Below are 24,062 nucleotides of genomic sequence, written 5' to 3' on the forward strand. Positions count from 1 at the left end.
CCTTTGGCAATAGTATTGTTGGTGGTACTCCTGATTTCAGATAATAAGTGCGAAAGCTATCTGGTTTACGGCTTCTCATTAAAATCAGCGCTGGGTTCGGGGTTAACGGCAGGCTTATCGGCAGGTGCCGGACATGTGCTCAGAAGGATGGAGGTGTTTGCGGCGGCAGACAAAGCAGGTAACGCGATTAACGCCGTTAATGGTGCTGGCAAAGCGCTGGATGGGGTGTACAAACTCAGTAGCGTGGGTAAAGCGGCGCTGGGTGCCACCAGTGCGGTGAGTACGGTGGTTGCCAACAAGGTCGTGGGCAATGACACCAGTTTCAGGTGGGGCAATGTGGCGGCGTCGGCACTGAGCGCATATGCAGGTGGTAAGCTTGGGCTGGGCAACCGGGATAGTCTGGCAGGGGGCATGACCTCAGGCAATATGGTGTTTGATACGGCAGGAGGAATAGCTAACAGTGCGCTGAGATACGGCTCAGACAAGCTATTTGGGAATGAGGCCAGCTGGAACTTTAGCAGTATAGTGGCGGATGCGTTTGTCAATGCGTTGGGGGGCGTTTTTTAAAAGGCACCCTCACGAAACTGATGTTCGCAGAGGCCTGTTTAAAACAGTATGTTATCGCACATTTCCGAGTAGCCGATTATGGTCGATGCACACACAGTCCGTTTAAATCCATGCCTTAGTCTCTGATTAACAATAAAACTGACAAACAACACTGTCATCCCGGACGCTTGCGAGCCGGGATCTACTTAAACACCACACGGAAGTAAACCGGTGAGACAGTGAGTATGAGATTGCGATCCGGTGCGCCTTTTTGGTTAATCGTGTGATGAGTTTGAGCCAGTTTTCAGGCACAAGGCGTTTAGAGAGGCGGAACGGTGAAGAAAGCCTCGCGTGTATTCAAGCCTGATATGAGTGCTGTCCAGTAGAGCACTTTGGGGTCATGCAACCTATTAGGTTTTTGAAATTCTTTGACGCCACGTCAGTGTCAATTTTCTGTGGTAATAATCACATGCCTTAAATCAGCACTACCTCCAGATAAGTTACACGTACCTTGCCCAGCAACACTAATGGTTTTACCTGATAATTGAGCGGCTAGAAGAATAGACAAGAAGTTTTGTCCCTCTGTAGTGGTGGCGTCAAATGTGTAGTGCCAATTTGAAGTCCCACAACCTAAATTTGCCGGAGTACCATTGACTTTAACATGGCAGACTGGCGATATATTATCTGCATGACATACGATAGAGTTGATTGTCCCTTTAAACGTGGAACTTCCTGCAAACGCGCTTGATGATAAAAAAATTAAAGGTAAAGCTATTTTTGCTATCATTTGAAATCCCAATGAAGATCTTCACACCCGTTACAATCATATATCAACATACAGGGAAAAACACTCATATAGACGCCTCACCGATGTTAAGCCGAGCATAGATTTCCTGTGGATCTCCATCCAATAAGCCCACTCAAATCATTAACTGCCGCTAAAGCATTCCTGTTTGACGCCGACATGAGGAGAGTCTCCACTGATTTATAAGGAATATAGATGAAACTGGAAAACGGCTCAGGACATCCCCCCGCTTTTTTACAAAATGAAAACAACTGACAGCCACTTAATCGACCGCAAAGTGTAAGGATCAAAGCCCGGAGGCTCTTTAATGGCCTTACCTGGCTTAATACCAATTTTACTTAATACCTGGTCAATTTGAAGGAGCAAATATGACGCTAACTGTGTTAAAAATCTTTCATTTAGAACCTTTACCTAAGGTATGAGTTCGCAAATTTTTGCCTTGTTATCGACCATATTTTCTCGCCTCAAAATGGAACACTTAATTAAGCAAATTGGTATAAGATTACGTTGCCGGTGCTGATTTGCCTTTTATGCACACTCAAGAACCTGTCTCAATTTCGACACACCTGTCTGTTTCACCTGTGCCAGTATCGGCACACCTGCTTCTGCTATTTTTCAAGATAGAAAATAAAATCAAATAAAAACAATGCAATAGTCTTGGTTCAACTCTGGCATACCCCTTGTAACACCTTCTGCAAACCGATCCATAACAGAAGAGAAAAGTAGATGGATATACAAAGAGAGCTTAAACAGCCTGCACGGTGGAAAAAACTGAGTTACGTGCTGCCGGTTGTGGTGCTGGCATTGGGTTATTATGCCGTGCAGCGCTTTACCGGTGATGCGTCTTACTTTGTTGACAGGGAAACGGTTGTCACGGCCAAAGTGGAGCAGGGCGATTTTCAGGTGAATGTTCGGGCCACCGGGGTGCTAAAGCCCGCTGAGATCCGCTGGGTGGCGGCACAGGTATCGGGTCGGGTTGAACAGGTGCTGGTTAAAGCGGGTGCCGAGGTCACGGTGGGGCAGTTGCTACTCAAGCTATCTAATCCGCAGTTGCAACGTGAGCTTGAGCAGGCACGCTGGGAACTCGAAGCGGCCAGGGCCGAGAATAACGCCACCATTGTTGCGCTGGAATCTCAACTGGTCGAGCTCGACAACCAGGTGGTCTCGGCAGAGCTGGGTCATCAGGCCGAAAAGCTGAAGCTTGACGCCGAAACCCTGTTAATCGAACAGGGCAATGCCACGGTATCGCAGCTTGATTACCAAAAAAGTCAGCTGGCGGTAAAACGCGAGCAGCAAAGGTGGCAGGCGGCCAGGCAAAAAGCACTCAAGATGCGCGCCGAAATAGCGGCAACCAAAGCGGCACAAACCGCCCGCTCTGGTCTTTTAGAGAACAACCTCAGGCGGATGCAGGAACAGGTTGATGCTTTGCAGGTACGCGCCGACAAAGCGGGCGTAGTGCAGCAAATTTCGCTGGAGCTGGGTGAGCAGGTCAGCCTGGGTGGCAGCATTGCGCTGCTGGCATCCCAGCAAAACTTATATGCCGAGCTGCAAGTGCCGGAAGTCAGAGTTCAGGATATTCAGATTGGCCAGAGCGTGACGCTGGACACCCGCAACAACGAGATAACCGGCACGGTTGCGCGCATTGATCCGGCGGTAGAAAACGGCATGGTGCTGGTTGATGTTGCGTTACCCGCAAGCCTGCCCGCAGATGCCCGCCCTGAGTTGACCGTAGACGCTCAGGTTCAGATCAGCCACCTGAGCAACACTTTGTATGTCCGGCGTCCAACCTACGCCCCCAAATCCACTCAGATCCAGCTTTATAAGCTCGATGAAGCAGGGCGTTTTGCCCATAAAACGGCGGTGGCGCTGGGCCAGGTGTCTGTTAACCGGGTGCAGATAGTCTCTGGGCTGAGCGTTGGAGATGAAGTGATCATATCCGACAGCAGCGACTGGCAGGATCATGCCGAAATCAAACTGAATTAATGCGTTTCTAGTAAAGAAACAAGCTGGCCGTAACGCCTTAACCTTGCCAACAGAGGTGGTTTGCTGCACCCTGTTGGCTCTGAAATGGAGTCATGCATGAGCGCACTCATAAGATTAGAAGAAATCAGTAAAAGTTTTTACACCGATGAAATAGAAACCCAGGCGTTGCACGGGGTCACCCTGAGTATCACAGAGGGGGAATATGTGTCCCTGACCGGGCAATCCGGGTGCGGTAAGTCAACCCTGTTGTCTTTGCTGGGCTTGCTGGATTCTCCCACACAGGGACGCTATATATTGAGCAACCAGGATGTATCCAGTCTGTCGCGCGATGAGCGTGCAGCCATCCGAAGTAAGCAAATTGGCTTTGTGTTTCAGTCGTTCAATCTCATTTCTGACCTTACCGTGGCAGAAAACGTCATGCTGCCTTTAAGCTACCAGAGCGGAGTGAATCGCAAAACCATGCTGGCCAAGGCGCAGGAAGTGCTTGAAAAAGTAGAGATGAGCCATCGCACTGCGCATTTTCCATCCCAGTTGTCCGGTGGTCAGCAGCAACGTGTTGCGGTTGCCAGGGCGCTGGTGAACGACCCTGCCATTATCCTGGCCGATGAGCCCACGGGTAACCTGGATTCCAGAAACGCTACAGCGGTGCTGGAATTGTTCGACAAGCTGCATCAAGAAGGTGCCACTATTTGTATGGTCACCCACGACCCGGCATCGGCACAGCGGGCACAGCGCAGCCTGGAAATGTTTGACGGTCGCCTGGTGGGGGATACCCGCAATTCAAACACGCCACAGCTGATGACAAATAACACGTTGGATCTGGAGGCACTATGATGGCCTTGTTGCTGGATCTTAAATACGCGCTGCGACAGCTCTATCAGTCGCCCCGCTTTAGTGCGATGACGCTGGGCGTGCTGTTAGGTGGTCTGTCGATAGCTCTGTTCACGTTTTCGTTTTTGTATACCACTATCTACAAGCCACTGCCTTTACCGGATGGTGCAACAGCAAAGCGCCTGGTGGTGTATAACGACGGCGAGTTTGATATGCCCACGGCCTGGGAGTTTCAGGCCATCACGCAAAGTGCCAACAGCTTCGCTGAGATAGGTATTTTTCGTGATCAGGACGTGCGTTTGAGCAAAGGTGATGCGGGCCGCAACTTTTTTGGTGCCTCGGTGCAGGGCGGATTTTTTGAATTCAGCCGCACTAAAGTGCTGGCAGGGCGAACTCTGAATGCACAAGACTGCCAGCCAGGCGCACCAGCCGTAGCGGTGCTGAGTGAAGAGATCTGGGACGATGAGTTTAACCGCGACCCGCAATTGCTGGGTCAGGCCATTGAGCTTAATGGCGTGCAAACCGAGGTGGTTGGGATAATGCCAAGCGGCTATCGTTTTCCGCATATTGCGCGGATCTGGTTGCCGCTGCCAGACAAAGTGTTCGACGCCCAGGCACCTGTGAGCGAGCAGTTTAACGCTTATATTCGCCTCAAGGAGGACGTTGACATTGCGGTGGCAGAGCGCGAGATAACGCAAATCCTGCACACCTTGCAACAGCAAAATCAGCAGCATTATGGCATGGAGCCGGTACAAAAGCAGGCCCGTATTCTTACCTTTCAGATGGCCCAAACCGGCGGAGAAGGCGCTACGGTGTTTTTCTTTCTGAGCGCGGTTTCGTGGGTGGTGCTACTGCTGGCCTGTATCAACGTGGGCAATCTGCTGCTGGCCAGAATACTTGAAAAGCAAAAAGAAACCACCATTCGCAACGCGCTGGGCGCAAGCTCACGACGCCTTATCGGCCAGCTGATGTGGGAAGGCGTGTTGATCACCCTGCTGGGCACTTTTTTGAGTGTCTGCCTGGTCGGTGCTGTGCTGGATTATGTTAACGTTGCGCTGCGCTCTTGGTTGCCCGGCGCCGGACTGTTCTGGTGGCAATATGGGCTGGATGGCGCAACGCTGTTGATGGCGCTGGCGTATATGCTGAGCACGGTGTTTTTGGCGGTCTTTTTACCCGCCTGGCGCAGTACCCGTCAGGATATCAATGCCACGCTCAGAGATGGCACCCGAGGCGCGCAAAGTCGCAAAGCCGGTCGCTTGTCTCGTATCCTGGTAACCACTCAGGTCTTTTTAGTGGCCATATTAATGCTGATCGGCTCCGTATCAGCGCTTATCGCCAATAAGTTTGTTAACCTTGACCTGGGCGATGATTATCAGAACGTGATGAGTACCCGCTACAGTACTCCAGAGCACGACTACCCCAGCGCACAACAGCGCCTGAACCTGACCTATGCGCTGATGAATGCGGTGCAAAATCACAATGCGGTGACACACGTATCGGTGGCACAGTGGTTGGGCCCACGTGTTGTGTATTTTGCCGATAAAGCCTATAGCGACGAGCAAAAGGGCACCGACATAGATACCATTTCTATGCTGGGAGATTTTCAGGCCACCGGCGTACAATTGCTCGAGGGGCGTTTGTTTAATTCGGGCGATACCACGGATAAGCGCAAGGTGGTGATCATCAGTGAGTCTATGGCCAAGCGCTACTGGCCGGGGCAATCGGCGCTGGAGCAACACTTTACCATGGAACTGGAGGGTAAAAAGCAGCAAGTGTTTGTGGTGGGCGTGGTCTCTAACCTGATGAACCCGAAATCTCTGTTTGGTAAACTCGACTCGGCCGATGAAATTTACATCAGCGGCAGTCAGTTTGTGCAAACCCTGCAAAAGCTGTCGTATCGTATTTTGCCCGGTACGCGCAATGCCGATGAGATCTTTTATCAGGCGATGTACAAAGTTGCGCCTAACCTGGAGATCGTACAAACGGTTATGCCGGCCATTAAAAACCGCGATAAAATGCGCGAGTCAATGAAGTTTATTTCAAATTTGACGTTTGCAACCGGCGCTTTTGCCCTGGTGCTTGCGGTGATTGGCATTTATGGCCTGACGGCCAATGCCGTGGCACAACGTACCCACGAAATTGGCATTCGCCGTGCTGTGGGGGCGCGAGACAGCACCATTGTTCGGTTGTTTATGCGTCAGGGCGCGGTTCAGCTGGCGATTGGTCTTGGCCTGGCGTTGCTCCTGTTTGCACTGCTGGCAATGGGCTTTCAGCAGTTTACCGAGGGCTTATTCCCGGTTGGTGCCTATTTTGCGATGGCGGTGGCGGTGAGTGTGGCACTCGCGGGTGTGGTGTTGCTGGCGGTGTATATCCCCATCAAACGGGCGATTAGACTTGAACCCGTGGCAGCGCTGCGTTATGAATAACCCTTTAACAATGAAGGAAATATAAAAGTCGGCATGAGCACAAAACGACATATTCTGATAGCCGATGACGATATGAACGTCATTGCTGGTTTATCTTTTTTGTTGCAGGACGAAGGCTATGAGGTGAGTTGTGTTACCACGGCTCAGGCCGCGCTGGAAAAAGTCAAAGTGCAGTCGTTTGACTGCGCTTTGCTGGACATGAACTTTGCTAAGGACACCACCTCAGGGCAAGAAGGACTTGCGCTTATCACCGAGCTCAGGCAGCTCGACAGCCATTTGCCAATCGTCATGATGACTGGCTGGGCAACGATTGAGCTGGCGGTAGATGCCATGCGCAGTGGTGCTCAGGATTTTGTGCAAAAACCCTGGGATAACGAGCGTTTGCTGCACACATTGCAGACACACATCACGCTTGCCCAATCACAGGGGCTGAATGAGCGGCTTAAACAACAAAACCAGTTGTTACAACAAGCGGCGCACCCGCAACTGCGCAGTGACATTGTCGCCTGTTCTCAGCCAATGCAGCAGTTGCTGACTCAGCTTGAGCAGCTGGCGCAAAGTGATATGAGTATTTTACTCACCGGCGATAACGGCACGGGTAAGAGCATGCTGGCGGCCTATGTCCACCGCTGTTCGGCACGTGCTGAGCAGCCTTTTGTAACGGCCAACATGGGCGCAATTGTCGAAAACCTGTTCGAGAGTGAAATGTTCGGCCATGTCAGAGGGGCGTTTACCGATGCCAAGGCCGCCAGAGCCGGGCGCTTTGAAATGGCCCGCCACGGCACCCTATTTCTGGACGAGATAGCCAATATTCCGTTGTCGCAACAGGCCAAGCTGTTAAGTGTGCTGGAAGAGCGTAAGTTTGAGGCCGTGGGCAGCAGTCAGTCGCAGGTGGCTGATGTGCGGGTGATCTCGGCCACCAATGGTGATTTACCGGCGCAGATCCAGGCGGGCACGTTTCGCCAGGATCTGTACTACCGGCTGAACACCGTGGAGCTCAGAGTGCCCTCACTCAGAGAAAGAGTAGAAGACATAACCCCACTGACGGAGCACTTTTTGCGGCAGTTCGCAGCAAAGTACAACAAACCTGTGCCACAACTGAGTGAGGCCGCTCAGGTTGCGCTGCGCCATTACGACTGGCCGGGCAATATTCGCGAGTTGCGCCATGTGCTGGAACGGGCGCTGTTTGTGTGTCGTGCAGCGCAAATCACACCGGATGATCTGGCCATTACAAGCGGGGAAGAGGTAGTAGCCAACATCGATGATCCTAACCTGACGCTCGATGAAATCGAGCAGGCGGTGCTGCGCCATAGACTGCGCCATCATCAGGGCAATGCCAGCGAAACCGCTCGTTCACTGGGGCTCAGCCGCAGTGGGTATTATCGCAGACTGGCCAAGTTTGGTCTGGCTGAACACGAATGAGCACGCTTTCAGGGTTTGCCCTGACCAAACTGCAACAGCTGATCATAGCGATCTGTCTGCCCTGTTATCTGCTGATGGTTGCCGGTTTGTATCTGGCCAACTGGAACGGTTATCTGGTGATCTTTATCGCCACTGTGTTTGCCCTGCTGCTGAGCTGTTTGGTGGTGGCCAGCAAGACTCTGGTGGCCCATCAGCTGCGCACTTTAACAAACCTGATTGAAGCAATGACAATGGGAGATTATTCGCTGCGCGGGCGGGTGAGCGGCGATCAGGCCATGTCTGATTTACTCAGCCAGGTTAACCTGCTGGCTGAGAGCCTCGGTCATCATAAAACTCAGGCGGTAGAATCGCGCCTGATGCTCAATAAGTTCATTGATCAGATGGACGCCATGGTGCTGGTGCTGGATGACCAGGCGCGGGTGATCATGGCCAATCAGCCCGCCCAAACGGTGCTGCTCAAAAGCACGCCCAGTGCAGCGCAGCCATTGGCGCTTGAAAGCTACGAGGTGGGTCGGCAACTGCTCGAGTCTGACAGCAAAATTGTGATGCTGGACGATGGCCAGATCAGTGGCGAGTATCTGGTATTACGGGAGCGCTTTATCAGCGAGGGCAAAACACAGCAGTTTTTAATTATCAGCAATGCTGAGCGTTTGCTGATGGAAAAAGAGCGCACGGCCTGGCAGGGTCTGCTGCGGGTATTGAGTCACGAAGTAAATAATTCGCTCACCCCCATCAGTACCATAGCGCAGCAGCTTAACAAGCGCCTGGCACAGCCAGATAACCAGCCCTCAACCGACAGCCTGCGCCAGGGCGTAGGCATTATCAGTGAACGCGCCGGGTCGCTGAGCCGCTTTTTAGAAGGCTATACTCGCCTCACTCACTTACCTCAGCCCAACAAAACCCCGCTCAAACTGGGATTTGTTAGTCGTACACTGAAAACGCTTTATCCCGAAATACACTGGCAGTTTGCACTGGACGAGTCTGTTGCCGTATTGGCTGATCAACAGCAGCTGGAGCAAGTATTGCTGAACCTCACCAAGAATGCGCAGGAGGCTGTACCGAGTGGCCAGCGCGTTGAAATCACTTTATCTTCTGCAACTTCGCTCGGTCAGCTGGTGCTGACCATGGCGGATAACGGCAGCGGGATAGCAAACCCCGACAATGTGTTTGTGCCCTTTTACACCACCAAAGCACAAGGCAGCGGCATTGGCCTTGCCCTGTGCCGGCAGATCATGTTCGCACACGGCGGCAGCATTAAACTCGACAATAACCCTGACGGGCAGGGCGCGCGGGTACGGTTGTTTTTTCCGTATTATGAACATTGAAGCTGGGTAGAACTCTGGCACAGATATATAATCTGCTTATTGAGAATCGTGATTGTCGGTAAGACGACGGAGTGGGCGTTTGACTTTAGGGCTCTGCCCCTGCTGTACTGTGCTTTGTCATTGTGTGCCTGAGGCCAATTTTCCCAGTCAATCATGTTATTTGCGCTAACCCCTGGTTCTCATAAAAACCCCGGGAGGTTAGCGCTTCTGTATGTTGATGTTTATTATGGTATTGTGTAATCTTGTTACACAAAATTCAGTTGCGTTTGGCAATTTTGACCTAGGTTAGCGCAAAAAGCCGATTTTGGCCTTGTATAATGCGGGGTTTAAAGCAGGACGTTGTGCTCCCCGTACGAGAGGGGATTGAGACATCCATTGCCTGCCATTGAGTGTAGATATTTTTGTTGTGCTCCCCGTACGAGAGGGGATTGAGACACCCAAACGCCGCTGTTATCGACGTCGATAATGTGTTGTGCTCCCCGTACGAGAGGGGATTGAGACATCATCCCACTTGAGCTGCGTTTTACCAATATGGGTTGTGCTCCCCGTACGAGAGGGGATTGAGACTTTGTCTTTGTAGATCATGAGTTCGCGGCATTCTGTTGTGCTCCCCGTACGAGAGGGGATTGAGACCGTGTATCATAATTAACTCCCTAACCTTACAAAGTTGTGCTCCCCGTACGAGAGGGGATTGAGACAGGTCGCTTAGCCTTACAAGGCCATGCTTTCCACGCTGCGCTCCCCGTAGAGAGGGGATTGAGACATCTTTGCCACATTCAGGGCAGAAAGGTACGTCAGCTGCGCTCCCCGTACGAGAGGGGATTGAGACGAGGTCTTCATATCCCGTGTATGCGATCTGCCCTGCTGTGCTCCCCGCGTGAGAGGGGGAACGCCGCTCGGAAAAAGCACCGCTTTTTCAGGCGTGAATGGTGAAAAGTCATGCTGTTTAAGCAACGCTTAAATGACTTAGAACACTGTAGGCAGGAAGCCGAAAGCCGGTTTTGGTGATTTGCATGGACAGCAAATCAGTAAAACAGGCAATGGATGCCGATTCTGGCGAACGCGCTACTTGGCGCTTCATGGATGAATCCAAAGCACATTGTTGAAATAAGTAGCCGTGCTCCCCGCGTGAGAGGGTGAACGCCGCTCGGAAAAAGCGCCGCTTTTTCAGGCGTGAACGGTGAAAAGTCATGCTGTTTAAGCAACGCTTAAATGACTTTGAACACTGTAGGCGGGAAGCCGAAAGCCGGTTTTGGTGATTTGCATGGACAGCAAATCAGTAAAACAGGCAATGGATGCCGATTCTGGCGAACGCGCTACTTAGCGCTTCATGGATGAATCCAAAGCACATTGTTGAAATAATTTGTTGCGCTCCCCGCATGAGAGGGGATTGAGACTTTTCGCTCTATTTGTCTCTTGATACTTGTAACGGCTGTGCTCCCCGCGTGAGAGGGGATTGAGACTTTATTGGTCTCGAACGCGTTTCCAACAATGTCTGCAGCGCTCCCCGCGTGAGAGGGGATTGAGACGGTTTAGGAACGTACGGTTCCATAGTGATGCGTGGTTGTGCTCCCCGTACGAGAGGGGACTGAGACGTAACAGCATAATTAATGTCAGTCTTAACCAGCGGCTGCGCTCCCCGCGTGAGAGGGGATTGAGACAGCTCGCATACATAGGCATTGTTAAACAGCCAAGTTGTGCTCCCCGCACAAGAGGGGATCGTACGAAGCAACAATAAGCACCGAGCTGGAATACATCCGTGTAGCTGCGCTCATCGGTCATCCGTGACCTCACCTCAGCAAGCTGCGACGATAATTAATCGTCGGTCTTGCTTCGCCCATCGGTCATCTCGATAATTGCTCCTGCATTATTCTACTTTCCCACATCCGTGTGGGTCCGTGACCTCACCTCAGCAAGCTGCGACGATAATTAATCGTCGGTCTTGTTTCGCCCATCGCTCATCTCGATAATTGCTCCTGCATTATTCTACTTTTCCACACCCATATGGATCCATGACCTCACCTCAGCAAGCTGCGACGATATTTAATCATCGGTCTTACTTCGTCCGAATAATGATAAAAAAATGAGCAATTGCTGACTGTTTTTTATTTACAAGTGTAAATTAAGTGTTTATATTTTTAAGTTCCCAATAAAGGAAAAATAAAGGTATACACATGTTAAAGGTTAAAAAAACACTTTCTATGACAGCGTTGTCCGTGCTGCTTGCACTGGGCGCGAGTAGTGCGTTGATGGCGCAGCCTGCCGAGGTGGGTAGCGATTACTATGAGCCTGAAATTGTCGGTGGTAACCCGGCAAATACGGCGACTGGCCGTTTTATACGCAAATTTTAAGTGCCAATGGCACCACGGCATTTTGTGGTGGCAGCTACGTGGGTGACGGTTATGTACTGACTGCGGCACACTGTGTGAGTGGCAGATCGGCAAGTGGCCTCAATGTTAAGGTGGCGGGCTTTGTGCTTGGTGGTAATGATGGCGACCGTATCGCAGTGGCCGAGAAATACGTGCATCCACAATATAGCAGCAGCACGCTAAACCATGATATTGCCCTGCTTAAGTTAGTGCGTACCCCAGCTCAGGGCGCAAGCGTTACGCTGGCACAGGGCAATGTTGAGCAATATGTGCGGGTTGGCGATTTAATTTCTGTGGCGGGCCTTGGCCGCTTGAGCGAAGGCGGCAGCCGCCCGACGAACCTATATGAGGTAGACGTGCCGCTGGTTTCTGATCAGGTGTGTCGTCAATCCGGCGGCTCGTATCAGAATGTGGGCAGCGTGGCGTTTTGCACAGGCTACCCGGAGGGTCAGAAAGACTCTTGCAGCGGCGACAGTGGTGGCCCGATCGTCGCAAACTCTGGCGGCCAGGTTGTGCAGCTGGGGATCGTCAGCTGGGGGATTGGATGTGCGCGTCCTGCCAAATATGGCGTTTACTCAGATGTAGCGGCACTGCGCAGCTGGATAGACAGCGTTAAAGGGGGCGCAGAGCCGGTTTCTGTGTCGTTTAAAGAAAACGATACACTGAGCGGCTTTAAGGTTGGCGAAACCAAAGCACATACCTTCACCATCACTAACTCAGGTAACACGTCATTTAGCTTTAAGACCTTAAATGTAACCGCCAGTGGTGTCACTTCTGGTCTGGTTAAGCCGGTTGATACGTGTAGCGCGAGCACGCTGGCTGCTAATCAGAGCTGTCAGGTCGGTGTGGAGTTTGGTGCCAGCCGCAGCGGCTCAGCCGGTGTTGCTGTGAACTTTACGCTGGAAGAAAGCCAGGTGAATTACAGCGCTAAAGCCACCGCAACCGTTACGTCTGGTGGCGATACCGGCTGCCCTGGCAACTGGGATGCGAACAAGATTTACAACACACCCGATCAGGTGACTTATCAGGGTTTTAAGTATGAAGCGCGCTGGTGGACGCGTGGTGATGTGCCAAGCGAGTCGGGCACCTGGGGGGTCTGGAAGCTGCTTGGCGTTGATAGCGGCTGCACACGCTAACCGTAACAATAAAAAAGCAGCCTAGGCTGCTTTGATTTAGCAAAAATATGGGCTGTTAATCCGCCCATATTTTTAAGGCAAACGTGTTACTGCCATTCCAGCGTGTCCCAGCTGGCAGCTTCCCACTGACTCTTTTCTGCCGGGACGGTATCTTTGTCTCCCGAACCGCCGTCAGTATCACCACCGCCAGTACCACCACCATCAGTATCACCACCGTCAGTATCACCGCCATCAGTATTACCGCTGTCAGTATTACCGCTGTCAGTATTACCGTTGTCAGCATCACCACCGCCAGTATCATTGCCTGTGCTACCTGTGTCGGCTGAGTTTTTGTTGCCTGATGCTGCACTGCCAGACGACGGGCTATCGGACCCTCCGCCGCCACCGCAGGCTGCCAGCACCAGGCTCAGGCATAAAATCGAAATAAAACGCATCATGATAGCTTCCTTATAGCGCAACAACACGGATATAATGCAGCAACTCGCTCAAGTCAGGAAACTCATCCTGTCGGTCACCTTTGGTGATCCAATCTATGTTGTCGGTTAGGTCATAATCATCACTTTGCACTGTTGTTTCGCCCTCTTCAATATCTTGAGTACGCGGCATATAGAAAGTTGTACAGGTAGCTTCGCCAATTCTAATGTGCACGGTTGGGCCAAGTAGCTCGCCTTCATACTCTGTTGAAAACTTGTCTGAACTCAGCCAATACTCTCGCTGGTCTCTCCGTTCAGGCGAGAATACGGCAAGCGCACCTGCGCCGACTTCTACGGATGGGTTATACATAAAAGTTGAGCATTGATGGCTAGTACTCCAACGTTGAGAGCGATATATGCTATGTTCTGCCATAGGTATATCGACCGCGTATTTCTGTCCTGTCTCCATATCGATTATTGGGAGGCGGTACATGCGATAGGTATGGCCCTGAAGTGAAATCTGCTGTCCTGGAGTCGTTGGTCGATAGTTGTAGACAAATTCAGCATCGTGATTATGTACGTCTTTTGGCGTTATGTATTTTTTAACACGTTCACTTTCCAGCTCGCTGAGCCTGCTCTCTTGCTGAGTGACTGACCCTTGCACCGAATTAACCGATGTTTGCATTGACGCAACGGCGCTGGTGTTGCTGTTTACGGCGTTGCTTAGGTCCATAACACTGGTGTCCAGAGCGCCCAGGTCCTGATCCAGTTTTTGCTGCTTAGCTGACAGCGCGGATTGTTCAGTCGTTAAGGCCGTTAAGGTGCTTGAGTGGCTGGTTGTTGTATTCGCTATGTCTGTCAGTACAGCTCGTTGTGTCGCCGTTTCCAAAGATAGCTGGCTAATTTGCCCGGTATTTATCGTTACCTGATTTGCGGCCGTGGCCACTTGTGTATTCAGGTCACCTAGTTGGGTATTGAGTTGGGTGATGCTATTGGCGTTGTTGGCAATCGACGTTCCCTGAACCGTTAGTAACTCGCTATGGTTGCCGACTGTACCTTGAACTGAGTTTAACTGTGAGTTTGCTGATGTCAGGCTCGATTGTACGCTATTTAGCTGGTTGCTTAGTGCATCAAGGCTGCTGCTTTGTGCGCCTAATGCACTGGCCAGCTCGCCATAATAAACGGTGTGGTTGGCCGTTCTGGTTTGCAGCTCAGTAAGCTGCTCAGACTGAGCTGTGGTCAGCGCCTGAAGCGCGTTGATATTAGTACCGTGCGTTGTTAGCGTGTTGCCAGCTGATGTCAGTGTTTGATTCTGCTGTTCTATATCTTGTGTCAGTTGCACCAATGTGCCATTGAGTGTGTTTACCTGGGCCTGGGTATCATCTTGTGTTGTGGTGATGGCTTGTAACAGGTAGTTGAAGTTTTCATTGACTTCAGCAGCTTTTGCAGGGGTATTTGCCTGGAAGGTGTGCGGCAGTTGTTGTTCGTTGGCTTGCGCACTAAATGTTGCGGCAATGATGCAGGGTAGAAGTAGCTTTTTCATTGTTTTCCTTAGGTTATTTTCTCCTGTAATGCGGATTTTTCCCGTTTTAGAGATGAAAAAACAATGGCAAAATTATGCGCAACCTGTTAATTGAGTGGTTACTTTAATCCAATATATGGCCGTTGTTGTATTGGCAAGATGTGCGTCACATAGTGTGTTTTTTGTTTTTAGGTGAGCTTAACGCTCACCACCGTGGGTCATTTTCAGTAATGTCCGGTCGCGTTTGACCAGATGATGATACAGCGCGGCTGCGATATGGCCGAGGATCAGTATCCAGATAAGCCAGGCGCCCAGAATCTCCTTATGAATAAAGTCGATGGGCTTTTCAAATTCGGCAAACGACAGGCCCATGCCTTGCTCGACAAGTGCCGTGAATAACGCGGTACTTTCAAACTTAGGAATATCGAATAAAAAGAAAAACTCGGTATCTACGCCCGTACCAATATAGCCCGTCAGTGGGGCAATGATCATCACTGCATACAAGGCGTAGTGCCCAAGGTGCGCCGCCAGATGTTCGATGCGGGTGCCGGGTTCTGCTGTGGGTTGGGTATTCAGCCAGCGCCAGATGAGCCGCAGTGCAACAATCACGGCAATCGACACACCGAGTGACAAGTGGAGCTGCAATGCGGTCCAGTTTTGTGGGGTTTTGGCTTCAGTAAACCACTGACGGTAATAGACGCTGACATAGGCGGCCAGAAACAGCAGGGCGGTGCCCCAGTGTAGCCATTTCGCAATGGTGCCGTAGTCACGTGCCGTGTTTTTAATGCTCACAGGTTTGCTCCAGATAAAGACTTGTTATTGCCAGCGATGGTAGCAGCTTGATGTGAGCATGAATGCAACAAAGATCCGGATAAAGCGTTCTGTTTTTGAGAACATTGTTTTTAATGCCTTGAGTTTTATGGGCTTTAACCAGGCGTGTACAAAGCGTGCAAAACCCAATGCTCAGGGCTGCTTTTCATTTGCCCTGCTATACTGCAACCGGACAGCAGCATCAAATACCTGGAGGTCGCTTGCGTACGTTAACTTTAGTGTCTTTGTCGGGATGGCCCGACATCATTGAGCGCATTGGTCAGTCAACTGCGCAGAAAGTATGGCATGCGTTAGCGGCTTTACTGTCGCAAAATGCGCAATATGGCTTGCAGCAGGACATTTTTGAGCTGGGCGAGCTGTGGTTCGAAACCGAGCAATTTTCCTCCCCGGCGCAGGCACAGCAGGCGTTGAGTCAGGCTGTTGCGAAGCAGCTGCTGAGCGAGTTAGATTGCCAGCTGGTGCATGAGGCGGAAATTCAGGTAAGCTCGGCCGCCGTGACTGAGCAAGCCGCGCAGGAGCTGAGTATTCGCTCAGATGCGGCCTGTGCACTGAATGCGCTTTACCCGGACAGTAAAGAGGATCTGCTGCGGGTATTTGCCAACAAAAATCTGCTGCCTTACTGGCAGTCCATTCAGCGGGTGCAAAGTGAGGGTATATTTGGTTATGAAGCCTTGATCCGCGGCCCGAAAGCGTCGCCTTTGCACCGAGCGGATAAGCTCTTTGGCGCTGCCATGGCACAGGGGCAGCAGTATGAGATGGAAAAGCTGGCACTGAGCACTCATTTGGCCACCCATGCACGTTATTGTGAGCATCATGGTGCACAGAGGTTAACCGTCAATCTTTCTCCGGGTTTGCTGTTTGATAATGAGGTATCAGACACACTACAAAATTACCCATATGCGCATCTGCTGTGTATTGAACTGACAGAGCACCTGCCGGTGGATGACTGGGCGCCCGTCAAAGCAAAAATGGCAGCGCTGCGTCAGCTGGGTTATACCTTCTGGCTCGATGATGTTGGCTGTGGTTTCTTTGAGCTGACCTTGATCAATACCGTTAAGCCCGATGTGGTGAAGCTATGTATTACTATTATCAGCCGCCTGGACTATGGCGCTGAGATCATCGACGAGATCAGACAAGTGGTTGATACGGTACATTTGTATGGTGGCAAGGTGCTGGCAGAAGGCATAGAAACGCCCCAGCAGCTGGATATTGCCAAACAGCTGGGTGTGGATTATGCGCAGGGGTATTTGTTTGATAAACCCAAAGAGGCTGGGCTGTGATTAGATAAATAGCGGCCTCAGCCGGGTACTTTCCAATTCAGGGCACAAAAAGTATACTGCTGATTTTAGCCAGCGTAGTTGATTGGAGTCTTAACATGCAGTGTCCCAGAACCTCACACCCGCTGAAGCCAGCCAAAGTGGGTGGCATTGTGGTGTATATATCCGAGCGCAGTGGAGGGGTCTTTTTCGACAACCAGGTGCTGAGCAACTTTACCAACCCGGCTGATCTGCGTGCAGAAGTGCTGGCAAAACACCTGCGTCAGTTTTCTGCTCCTCTGGGTGATGAAAGCGCGCGAGTAAACTGCCCCAAATGTCCACAAATCGTTATGATGCGGCGTTATTTTAGCCCGTTACGGGTCGTTGAAATTGACGAGTGCCCGGGTTGTGGCGGGATCTGGCTTGATACCGGCGAGCTGGACAAGCTGCACGAAAACCACCTTAGCGCCAAAGAGCGTGAAATGTTGCGGATCAAAATGCTTGAAGATCATCAAGTCTTTCATATTGACAGCCCGAGGCACTATAAATTATCGCAACCGGGCGAGCGCAGTAACCTAGAAAAAGTGTTTGCGATAGCTGCAGATGTGCTTAGTGATGACTGAAACTGTGGGGCGTTTGCCTCGCAGGTAAATTCTCGCAATATATTCACTGAGTCAGAACGTATTTGTATAAGTTTGCTGTGCTATGTCAGTAAGTGAACTGTAATCATGGTGAGCTGAATGATAATGCCGCACCAAAAAACTATCGTATAACCCGCATACCAGGTTTTACGCAGCTGCTTAAACTCAGGCTTGTTGGGGCAGGTATATTCGGGAGGGCCGATAAAGAGAGGTAACCCCAGTTTGTAGTTGTTCATCTGGACCAGATTGAATAATCCGAGCAGGAAATTTAGTGTGACAAAGCTGAAAAACTGCTCTAACGGGTGACTGAAGTAGGCCAATATGGATAGGCACAAAAGATATGCCCAGTAACGAGGGTACGAATAGTGTTGATACATTAGATTCGATACGAGCATCGATATTGCTTTTGTTGCCCTGAGTATCTGAACTTTTAAGATCACACCCTAACCATTAATATCCAACAGCATACCCACGGCGACACCGATTGCGATACCCAGCGCAACCCCGTTGCCGATATCACCGGAAGAAACGCCAATAGCGGTGCCAACGGCCACTCCGGTGGCCATACTGACGCCAATTTTGCTGGCGGCTTTTTTACGGGCTTCTTTATCAACTTTCATGATTTCACTCCTTAAAGTCACGAGCGATTAATTTATCACCAAATGATGCGGTGTGCCATTTATTTAAACACTCTTTTATGACAAAGACAGCAGTGAGCGCTGCACAAGCAAAGATAGGTTATGAGGGGCAATGCAAAGCCACTGTAAACGGGGTTTACAGTGGCTGTATACGGGGCTTATCCACGATTATGCGGCTGGGTGTAGTCGATATCCGGGCCGACCGGCACCACCTGCGTTGGATTGATCATGGTGTGGCTAAAGTAGTAATGACGCTTGATATGGTAAAAATCCACCGTCTCGGCGACATTCGGCCACTGATAAAGCTCACGGATATAACCGGCTAGGTTGGGATAGTCTTCAATCTGTTTCAGATTACATTTAAAGTGACCATGATAGACGCTGTCGAAGCGGATCAGCGTGGTAAATAAGCGCCAGTCGGCCTCCGTGAGTGTATCGCCGACCAGATAGCGTTGCGTGCTTAGTCGCTGCTCTAACTGTTCGAGTGCGTCAAACAGGGCTTGTACTGCCTCTTCATAGGCCGCCTGCTCAGTGGCAAACCCGGCTTTGTAAACCCCGTTATTGATTTTGTGGTAAACAAATTCATTGATGTCGTCGATGTCCTGGCGCAGTGCCTCAGGATAATAATCATCGGTGTTGCCGGTCAGCTCGTTAAATGCCGAATTAAACATGCGAATAATCTCGCTCGACTCATTACTGACAATGCGCTGTGTGTGTTTATCCCACAACACAGGCACAGTGACACGGCCCGAATAATCAGCCTTGTTGCGCGTGTACAACTGGTGCATATAGCTTTGCTCAAACAGAGCATCGCCGCTGCTGCCGGTTGCTTTATCAAAGGTCCAGCCATGTTCGAGCATATCCGGGCTGACCACAGATACATCAATGTGTGCCTCAAGTTGCTTTAACTTTCTAAAGATCAGAGTACGGTGCGCCCAGGGGCAGGCCAGCGATACGTACAAATGGTAGCGGCCAGACTCGGCTTTAAAGCCACTGTCGCCAGTTGGCCCGGCGCTGCCATCGGCCGTTACCCAGTTGCGCAGTTGCGCGTCTTCGCGTTTAAACTTGCCCTGGTTACTTTTGGTGTCGTACCAGACGTCATGCCATTTACCTTCAATTAATCGTCCCATTGTCTTGTCCTCTTAATTTGTTTAAATCTTTACTGCGCTGAGTTTTAGATGCTACCGAATTTGCCGGCATGATAGTCACGCACGGCCTGTTGCAACTCTTCCTGGGTGTTCATTACAAACGGACCCATATGGGCTATTTTTTCTCCGATTGGCTGACCCGCCAGTACCAGTAAGCCAACGCCCTGGGCACCACTTTGCAGTGTGACTGGATGAGCCGGGTCCAGCTCCAGCTGATAAGTGGCGCTCAGACGCGTATCTGCCAATGTGCCGCTGTGAATGTAAATAAGCACTTTGCCGTAGCCCGACATATCCAGCGTGATTTGCTGATCCGCTGGCAAAGTAACATCGGCAATGGCGCCACTACCGGCTAAGTCATTCAGTGGCGACTGAATAGTTTGCCCGTCCAGTTGCCAGCTACCTGCCAGCGCTTTAAGCTCTGCACCGGAGTCGGTGGTGATCACGGGGGCCTTGTGCTCGGTTGTGTCCTGATAGCGGGGCGCACGCATTTTGTCTTTGGCCGGCATATTGAGCCAGATCTGAAAACCATGCATGCCCTGTTCGGCGTCACTGAGTGGCATTTCCGAATGGATCACGCCGCGTCCGGTGCTCATCCATTGCACATCTCCGGCACGAATGGCTTTTTTGTTGCCCATCTGATCCTGATGCTCAAAGCCGCCCTTACGAATGTAGGTAAAGGTTTCAATACCGCGATGCGGGTGGGGCGGAAAGCCCGCCATATAGTCGCTGCTGTTGTCCGATTTCAGTTCATCGATCATCAAAAAGGGATCTAAACTTTTGCCATCGAAGCCTGCTATACGGCTGATATTCACGCCTGCGCCATCCTGCGTCGCCTGCGCTTTATTGATACGAATAATTTGCATAAAAACCTCGTTGCCTGCGCCATCAGTTAAAGTTAGTCCAATGCGCTGTGTTTGCCTGATGAGTTCACTTTAGCAATGGCAATGCGAGAATGAAATTTGCAAATATTGAAGGTTTTGTTCGTTTTAATAGAATTTAAACTGTTCAGGAGCCGCTCAGTTGAGCGGTTAGATACTGGCGGCGTATAATAATAAGGTACGCCTGAGTGCGACCAACAGTGAAAGACCCAATGTAAGGAAAGCACAATGAATAAAATCGGATTACTTGCTGCTATAGTGAGTGTTGTTTTGCAGGCTCCCGTTGCTGCAAAGGCATCTGAGCCACGCTGGCAGTGCAATGAGCAGGCGCTGGTGTTTAATAATAAAGCCGAAAACAACTTACATGCCTATCTGAGCTTTCTGGCGCGCAACCCCAGCGCTCTTCCGGGCGGATTGAACGCGCAGGACAGGCAAAAATGGCATGCCGCCATCGAACAATACCAGTTACATACAAGCCAGCCCAGGTTCCACCCTCTGTTCAGTGACTCGGAACTGAGTGAGCTGACGGAGCATCTGTTTGATGCCAGCAGTGCGGTGACCGACTTGCCGGTCAACGACCTGACGCGCGGCTATTTTGCGGTAATGAGCAGCTATCGGGACGAGATATGGCCGCAACATCAGGCTCAGAATCAGGCCTGGACGCAGCAAAGCATCGCATTGCTTGATAAGTATGGCGAACAGGTTTGTTCGCGACTGACTGATATATTTGGGACCAGTGTGATTGTGGCGCAGCAGCACCGTGTTTTAACCGTTGCCCGGCCGTTTACACACGGCGGTGCTTTTACCTCTGGCAGGAACTTGATCACCTTTATTAATACCTATCAGGCGGGTTTTAAAGATTGGTTTGCACTCGAAATGTTGTTTCATGAGGTAGCACACACCAGCTTCCCGGATTCTCCTTTGTATCAGGCGCTGCAAAGCCGGGCGAAAGCGCAAGGCAAGCAGGCTGAATTTAAGTCATTGTGGCACCCCATGTTGTTTTACATTGTTGGTGAGGTAACCCGACAGACGCTCGCCGAACAGGGACAGACCTTTGTGCCCTATGCGCACTGGAAGGGGTTATATAAAAACCGCCAGGACCCGTTTGCTAAACTAAACCAATATTGGCAGCCCTATATGGCAGGTCAGGTATCGCAGCAGCAGGCCATCAACAACCTGATAGACGCTCTGTGATACCAATTTCACTCAATACCTGTTCAATTTGACGGAGCAAATATGACGCTAACTGTGTTAAAAATTTCTTATTTAGAACAACTAAATATCAAAATTTTTGCCTAGTTATCGACCCTATTTTCTCGCCTCAAAATAGAACACTTAATTAAGCAAATTGGTATAGCGAACAAAATAATAATCTCCTGCCTTGACCGAACCCACAATGTGGCATTTACTTTAGTCGGTTTGGCAGGCTGAGCTGCGCAGATTGTTGCAGCGCGCCGTTTCAGTTAAACTAAAGCCGAGAGTCAATGCGCCAGTGACAAAGGAGAGGAACCCCTGTTTTTAGCTGCTGGCGAGCGCCTTACTGACGGCCTGAGTCAGTAGTCAACAGAGTGATCATTATGTTAGAGCAAATGCTGCTGAGCAACCTGAACAATAAAACCGAACTCAATGATGAGTCTTTTGAATACAAAAGCATTTTTCTAAGCTCCGTTGTACCAGACCCTACCAATGGCCGGTTTTTACCCTCGATTTTTGTCAGCGATGAAGACGCGCGTTTATTTGTGGCGCGCAAGCTGAGCAAAGCACTGCTGACCAAGCTGTACCAGGGAGAAAACCATGTGCTGATCGGCAAATCGATTATCATTAATTGTCTGAAGCACGGCACAGAAGACTGGAAGCGTGCGTCTCAGACCATAGACTCAATCATTGAGCTGGGCAATAACATTTCGGTCTCCGAGATGATCCAGGTGCCCACTGTATATCCGCTGGAAGAAGGGCGCTTTCAAATATTGACCGGCCACCGGCGTTTCTTTGCCCTGGTGTATGCCAAAGGGTATGGGGCTGCCGCTCAGTTTAAGGTCTATGACAGTAAGCCCTTATTGACCAAGGTGAAGCAATTTCAGGAAAATGCCAGCCGCGAGGATTTACCTCAGTATGGAAAGTTGCAGGCATTCACTCAGGCCATGACGGAAATTGAGCAACTTAACAAGGCACGCCTGCAAGCCGGGTTGTCTCGCCTTACAGTCAGAACGATTGTGCCTAAACTTGGTATTTCGATGGGCGCATTCGATAACTACAATGTGTTGTCGCGCTATCCTGTTGTGATGTCGGCCTACGAGTCCGGGTGTAATTACTCTTTTGTTAAAATGAAGCGGCTGATTTTGTCGGTAGAATCGCAGTATAAAGCTGAGCACGACAAGTCGACCTTAAACGCACTGGATAAGCGCGCCATTTCAGATCTCATTGAGCAGCAGCTCAAAGGCATTAAAAAGCAGCCCGCAAAAAGCAACACGCCGTTCATCACCACATCATTCAACTCGCCCACAGCACTGCAAAAGTTGCTGACGCAGGATGTCACCCAACTGGCATCGGGTGTCGACTGGTCAACACTCGACTGGCAGGATAAAAAAGCGGTTTCAGCGGCACTGGAACAGGTGCTTGCTCATCTCGAACAAGCCTAATTAGACCTATGGGCAGAGGTTTCTGCCCAGTCAAACAAGCCATAGAATAGCGCGGCGTAATCCGCGCAGCTCAGGGCCTTTCCTTTTTACCTTGTTATTGACCCTATGTCCTCGCCTCTAAATAGAACACTTCATTAAGCAAATTGGTATTGTGCCAGTTTTGCAATTGTGCCAATAAATACGCGATATTTGAGACTATGACAGTAAAAAGTCTATTTATTATGACTTTATTATGTCAGTTGTCGTATAAATATAATCTGCAAAATAATCAGCCTGGTAAGCAGTATAAACACGGTTTATCAAAGGTCGTGTTTAGGCCCCTTGTGTCTCTTTTGGATCATTTTGCAACATATAATTCCTCAAACCGTCATGTTATTGTCCCGATGAATGGGGTATAACTTCCCCAATGAAGTTTGCGGACCTGACTTGAGGGTGTGTTGTATCAGTTGTGGTAAGGAGTCTGCATGCTAAGGCGCCTTTGACAGGCGTGGTTGTTAATTGTTGTAAGTTTATGGTTCGTTATTCTTAGCCGAATTAAGGCCAGTTTTAAAGGCAGAGTGCAAGCGTTTCGCTCAAGCCAATAAACTTAAAAGCCTATTAATTTGGTTTATGAATTTTATAATTTTCATAAATAAAAGTGTAGAAAAAAAGTGCAGAACACATAATAATGCGTTCTCTTAAAAAATTAACACTTTGCAATACTATTTAACATGGACTGATAAGATGAAAAATGACGCATTGACAGAGTTGAGTATCAATCTGAATAGTCACAACACCAATTCAGGTGCGGTTGATGTACAGCTGCTCCATCATATCTTCAAATTGGCCTATGACTTTGGTTACAAAGACGGTTGTAGTGGTGTATACGTTTGCCCGGATTCGTCACTGCGTTCATTAAGTGGAAGCGAGCTTGACGCATAAGTCGGGCTATGAATTTATACATATCTTAGCGCCGCTGACGGACAATAATAGCAAAATAAAAACGACAGAGCCGGCTGCACTGATATGCAGGGCTTTGTTATGCCAATTCACTTAACTAGGTGCGCTATTGTGGAGCGAAAGGTGCGCAGCAGCAAAGTAACTCAATTGCGAGCAAGCACTGAAAAAGCCTCTATGCGTTGCATGCTGGACGTGCCATTCAGATGGCAAAAGGATTAAGACTGATTGGATTTGTGTACTGGCGACATCACCGCCCGCTATCTGGGGGGCTGATCCCGGTATTTTTCTTTATCATCAATTTGATTGCAAAAGCG

Annotated in this window: 20 protein-coding genes and 1 CRISPR repeat array; of the genes, 13 read left to right on the forward strand and 7 right to left on the reverse strand. The window is 50.2% G+C overall.

Going from position 1 to position 24,062, the window contains the following annotated elements; genetic code table 11:
- Positions 1-3 precede the first annotated feature (3 nt).
- Positions 4-567: a hypothetical protein gene (locus tag C3B51_RS09025; RefSeq protein ID WP_130244828.1), complete on the forward strand. Its 564-nt coding sequence runs from the start codon at positions 4-6 to the stop codon at positions 565-567.
- A 424-nt stretch (positions 568-991) separates the two neighbouring features.
- Here the strand turns inward: C3B51_RS09025 and C3B51_RS09030 are convergent, their stop codons facing one another.
- Positions 992-1,333 carry a hypothetical protein gene (locus tag C3B51_RS09030; protein ID WP_125717386.1) on the reverse strand — a complete coding sequence of 114 codons (342 nt, stop codon included), beginning with the start codon at positions 1,331-1,333 and terminating at the stop codon, positions 992-994.
- Between the two features lie 744 nt (positions 1,334-2,077).
- Between C3B51_RS09030 and C3B51_RS09035 the strand changes: the two genes are divergently transcribed.
- The 7 genes from C3B51_RS09035 to C3B51_RS09060 all read left to right on the forward strand — a co-directional run bounded on the left by C3B51_RS09035 (position 2,078) and on the right by C3B51_RS09060 (position 12,843).
- Positions 2,078-3,334 (forward strand): efflux RND transporter periplasmic adaptor subunit, encoded by a 1,257-nt coding sequence (locus tag C3B51_RS09035; protein WP_130244829.1) that lies wholly within the window; start codon positions 2,078-2,080, stop codon positions 3,332-3,334.
- 96 nt (positions 3,335-3,430) lie between these two features.
- Positions 3,431-4,168 carry an ABC transporter ATP-binding protein gene (locus C3B51_RS09040; protein WP_130244830.1) on the forward strand — a complete coding sequence of 246 codons (738 nt, stop codon included), beginning with the start codon at positions 3,431-3,433 and terminating at the stop codon, positions 4,166-4,168.
- Positions 4,165-6,591, forward strand: coding sequence for an ABC transporter permease (locus C3B51_RS09045; RefSeq protein WP_240701874.1), 2,427 nt, complete (start codon positions 4,165-4,167; stop codon positions 6,589-6,591). The genes C3B51_RS09040 and C3B51_RS09045 overlap by 4 nt, the downstream gene beginning before the upstream one ends.
- A 33-nt stretch (positions 6,592-6,624) precedes the next feature.
- Complete coding sequence (locus C3B51_RS09050; protein WP_130244831.1) at positions 6,625-8,013, forward strand: sigma-54-dependent transcriptional regulator; 1,389 nt, start codon at positions 6,625-6,627, stop codon at positions 8,011-8,013.
- Positions 8,010-9,338, forward strand: coding sequence for a sensor histidine kinase (locus tag C3B51_RS09055; RefSeq protein WP_130244832.1), 1,329 nt, complete (start codon positions 8,010-8,012; stop codon positions 9,336-9,338). The genes C3B51_RS09050 and C3B51_RS09055 overlap by 4 nt, the downstream gene beginning before the upstream one ends.
- A 338-nt stretch (positions 9,339-9,676) precedes the next feature.
- A CRISPR array of direct repeats spans positions 9,677-10,037; the repeat unit is 32 nt; unit sequence GTTGTGCTCCCCGTACGAGAGGGGATTGAGAC.
- 1,475 nt (positions 10,038-11,512) lie between these two features.
- Positions 11,513-11,689 carry a hypothetical protein gene (locus C3B51_RS23885; RefSeq protein WP_240701875.1) on the forward strand — a complete coding sequence of 59 codons (177 nt, stop codon included), beginning with the start codon at positions 11,513-11,515 and terminating at the stop codon, positions 11,687-11,689.
- Positions 11,683-12,843, forward strand: coding sequence for a trypsin-like serine protease (locus C3B51_RS09060; RefSeq protein WP_240701876.1), 1,161 nt, complete (start codon positions 11,683-11,685; stop codon positions 12,841-12,843). Before C3B51_RS23885 ends, C3B51_RS09060 begins: the two co-directional genes overlap by 7 nt.
- An 86-nt stretch (positions 12,844-12,929) precedes the next feature.
- Here C3B51_RS09060 and C3B51_RS09065 read toward each other — a convergent pair whose 3' ends face one another.
- The 3 genes from C3B51_RS09065 to C3B51_RS09075 form a co-directional block, all read right to left on the reverse strand.
- Positions 12,930-13,280, reverse strand: a complete 351-nt coding sequence (locus tag C3B51_RS09065; RefSeq protein ID WP_206076617.1) for a hypothetical protein — start codon at positions 13,278-13,280, stop codon at positions 12,930-12,932.
- A 10-nt stretch (positions 13,281-13,290) separates the two neighbouring features.
- Positions 13,291-14,799 (reverse strand): hypothetical protein, encoded by a 1,509-nt coding sequence (locus C3B51_RS09070; protein WP_130244833.1) that lies wholly within the window; start codon positions 14,797-14,799, stop codon positions 13,291-13,293.
- Positions 14,800-14,976: 177 nt separating this feature from the next.
- Positions 14,977-15,570 (reverse strand): cytochrome b, encoded by a 594-nt coding sequence (locus tag C3B51_RS09075; RefSeq protein ID WP_130244834.1) that lies wholly within the window; start codon positions 15,568-15,570, stop codon positions 14,977-14,979.
- A gap of 239 nt (positions 15,571-15,809) precedes the next feature.
- Between C3B51_RS09075 and C3B51_RS09080 the strand changes: the two genes are divergently transcribed.
- Entirely contained in the window at positions 15,810-16,889 is a 1,080-nt protein-coding gene (locus tag C3B51_RS09080; protein ID WP_206076619.1) for an EAL domain-containing protein, read from the forward strand.
- A 95-nt stretch (positions 16,890-16,984) separates the two neighbouring features.
- Positions 16,985-17,488, forward strand: a complete 504-nt coding sequence (locus tag C3B51_RS09085) for a zf-TFIIB domain-containing protein (protein ID WP_125717377.1) — start codon at positions 16,985-16,987, stop codon at positions 17,486-17,488.
- 461 nt (positions 17,489-17,949) lie between these two features.
- Here the strand turns inward: C3B51_RS09085 and C3B51_RS23565 are convergent, their stop codons facing one another.
- From C3B51_RS23565 to C3B51_RS09095, 3 genes are all read right to left on the reverse strand, one after another.
- Complete coding sequence (locus C3B51_RS23565; RefSeq protein ID WP_165389129.1) at positions 17,950-18,126, reverse strand: hypothetical protein; 177 nt, start codon at positions 18,124-18,126, stop codon at positions 17,950-17,952.
- A gap of 176 nt (positions 18,127-18,302) precedes the next feature.
- Positions 18,303-19,274: a glutathione S-transferase family protein gene (locus C3B51_RS09090; RefSeq protein ID WP_130244835.1), complete on the reverse strand. Its 972-nt coding sequence runs from the start codon at positions 19,272-19,274 to the stop codon at positions 18,303-18,305.
- A gap of 44 nt (positions 19,275-19,318) precedes the next feature.
- Positions 19,319-20,155 carry a pirin family protein gene (locus tag C3B51_RS09095; protein ID WP_130244836.1) on the reverse strand — a complete coding sequence of 279 codons (837 nt, stop codon included), beginning with the start codon at positions 20,153-20,155 and terminating at the stop codon, positions 19,319-19,321.
- 243 nt (positions 20,156-20,398) lie between these two features.
- Between C3B51_RS09095 and C3B51_RS09100 the strand changes: the two genes are divergently transcribed.
- The 3 genes from C3B51_RS09100 to C3B51_RS09110 all read left to right on the forward strand — a co-directional run bounded on the left by C3B51_RS09100 (position 20,399) and on the right by C3B51_RS09110 (position 23,730).
- Entirely contained in the window at positions 20,399-21,364 is a 966-nt protein-coding gene (locus C3B51_RS09100; protein ID WP_130244837.1) for a hypothetical protein, read from the forward strand.
- Positions 21,365-21,747: 383 nt separating this feature from the next.
- Complete coding sequence (locus tag C3B51_RS09105; protein WP_130244838.1) at positions 21,748-22,809, forward strand: hypothetical protein; 1,062 nt, start codon at positions 21,748-21,750, stop codon at positions 22,807-22,809.
- Positions 22,810-23,532: 723 nt separating this feature from the next.
- The gene (locus C3B51_RS09110) at positions 23,533-23,730 is read left to right on the forward strand and encodes a hypothetical protein (protein WP_046005128.1); all 198 of its coding nucleotides are present in this window, start codon (positions 23,533-23,535) and stop codon (positions 23,728-23,730) included.
- Positions 23,731-24,062 lie beyond the last annotated feature (332 nt).

The sequence above is a fragment of the Pseudoalteromonas rubra genome (assembly GCF_004212645.1).
Lineage (GTDB): Bacteria > Pseudomonadota > Gammaproteobacteria > Enterobacterales > Alteromonadaceae > Pseudoalteromonas > Pseudoalteromonas rubra_G.

Bases quoted from the DNA above. Each gene is read 5' to 3' on its own strand.
- C3B51_RS09100 (WP_130244837.1), top strand. From the start codon at position 20,399: ATGAATAAAATCGGATTACTTGCTGCTATAGTGAGTGTTGTTTTGCAG.
- C3B51_RS09050 (WP_130244831.1), top strand. From the start codon at position 6,625: ATGAGCACAAAACGACATATTCTGATAGCCGATGACGATATGAACGTC.
- C3B51_RS09105 (WP_130244838.1), top strand. From the start codon at position 21,748: ATGTTAGAGCAAATGCTGCTGAGCAACCTGAACAATAAAACCGAACTC.
- C3B51_RS23565 (WP_165389129.1), bottom strand. From the start codon at position 18,126: ATGAAAGTTGATAAAGAAGCCCGTAAAAAAGCCGCCAGCAAAATTGGC.
- C3B51_RS09095 (WP_130244836.1), bottom strand. From the start codon at position 20,155: ATGCAAATTATTCGTATCAATAAAGCGCAGGCGACGCAGGATGGCGCA.
- C3B51_RS23885 (WP_240701875.1), top strand. From the start codon at position 11,513: ATGTTAAAGGTTAAAAAAACACTTTCTATGACAGCGTTGTCCGTGCTG.
- C3B51_RS09070 (WP_130244833.1), bottom strand. From the start codon at position 14,799: ATGAAAAAGCTACTTCTACCCTGCATCATTGCCGCAACATTTAGTGCG.
- C3B51_RS09055 (WP_130244832.1), top strand. From the start codon at position 8,010: ATGAGCACGCTTTCAGGGTTTGCCCTGACCAAACTGCAACAGCTGATC.
- C3B51_RS09090 (WP_130244835.1), bottom strand. From the start codon at position 19,274: ATGGGACGATTAATTGAAGGTAAATGGCATGACGTCTGGTACGACACC.
- C3B51_RS09085 (WP_125717377.1), top strand. From the start codon at position 16,985: ATGCAGTGTCCCAGAACCTCACACCCGCTGAAGCCAGCCAAAGTGGGT.
- C3B51_RS09040 (WP_130244830.1), top strand. From the start codon at position 3,431: ATGAGCGCACTCATAAGATTAGAAGAAATCAGTAAAAGTTTTTACACC.
- C3B51_RS09035 (WP_130244829.1), top strand. From the start codon at position 2,078: ATGGATATACAAAGAGAGCTTAAACAGCCTGCACGGTGGAAAAAACTG.
- C3B51_RS09065 (WP_206076617.1), bottom strand. From the start codon at position 13,280: ATGATGCGTTTTATTTCGATTTTATGCCTGAGCCTGGTGCTGGCAGCC.
- C3B51_RS09110 (WP_046005128.1), top strand. From the start codon at position 23,533: ATGAAAAATGACGCATTGACAGAGTTGAGTATCAATCTGAATAGTCAC.
- C3B51_RS09045 (WP_240701874.1), top strand. From the start codon at position 4,165: ATGATGGCCTTGTTGCTGGATCTTAAATACGCGCTGCGACAGCTCTAT.
- C3B51_RS09030 (WP_125717386.1), bottom strand. From the start codon at position 1,333: ATGATAGCAAAAATAGCTTTACCTTTAATTTTTTTATCATCAAGCGCG.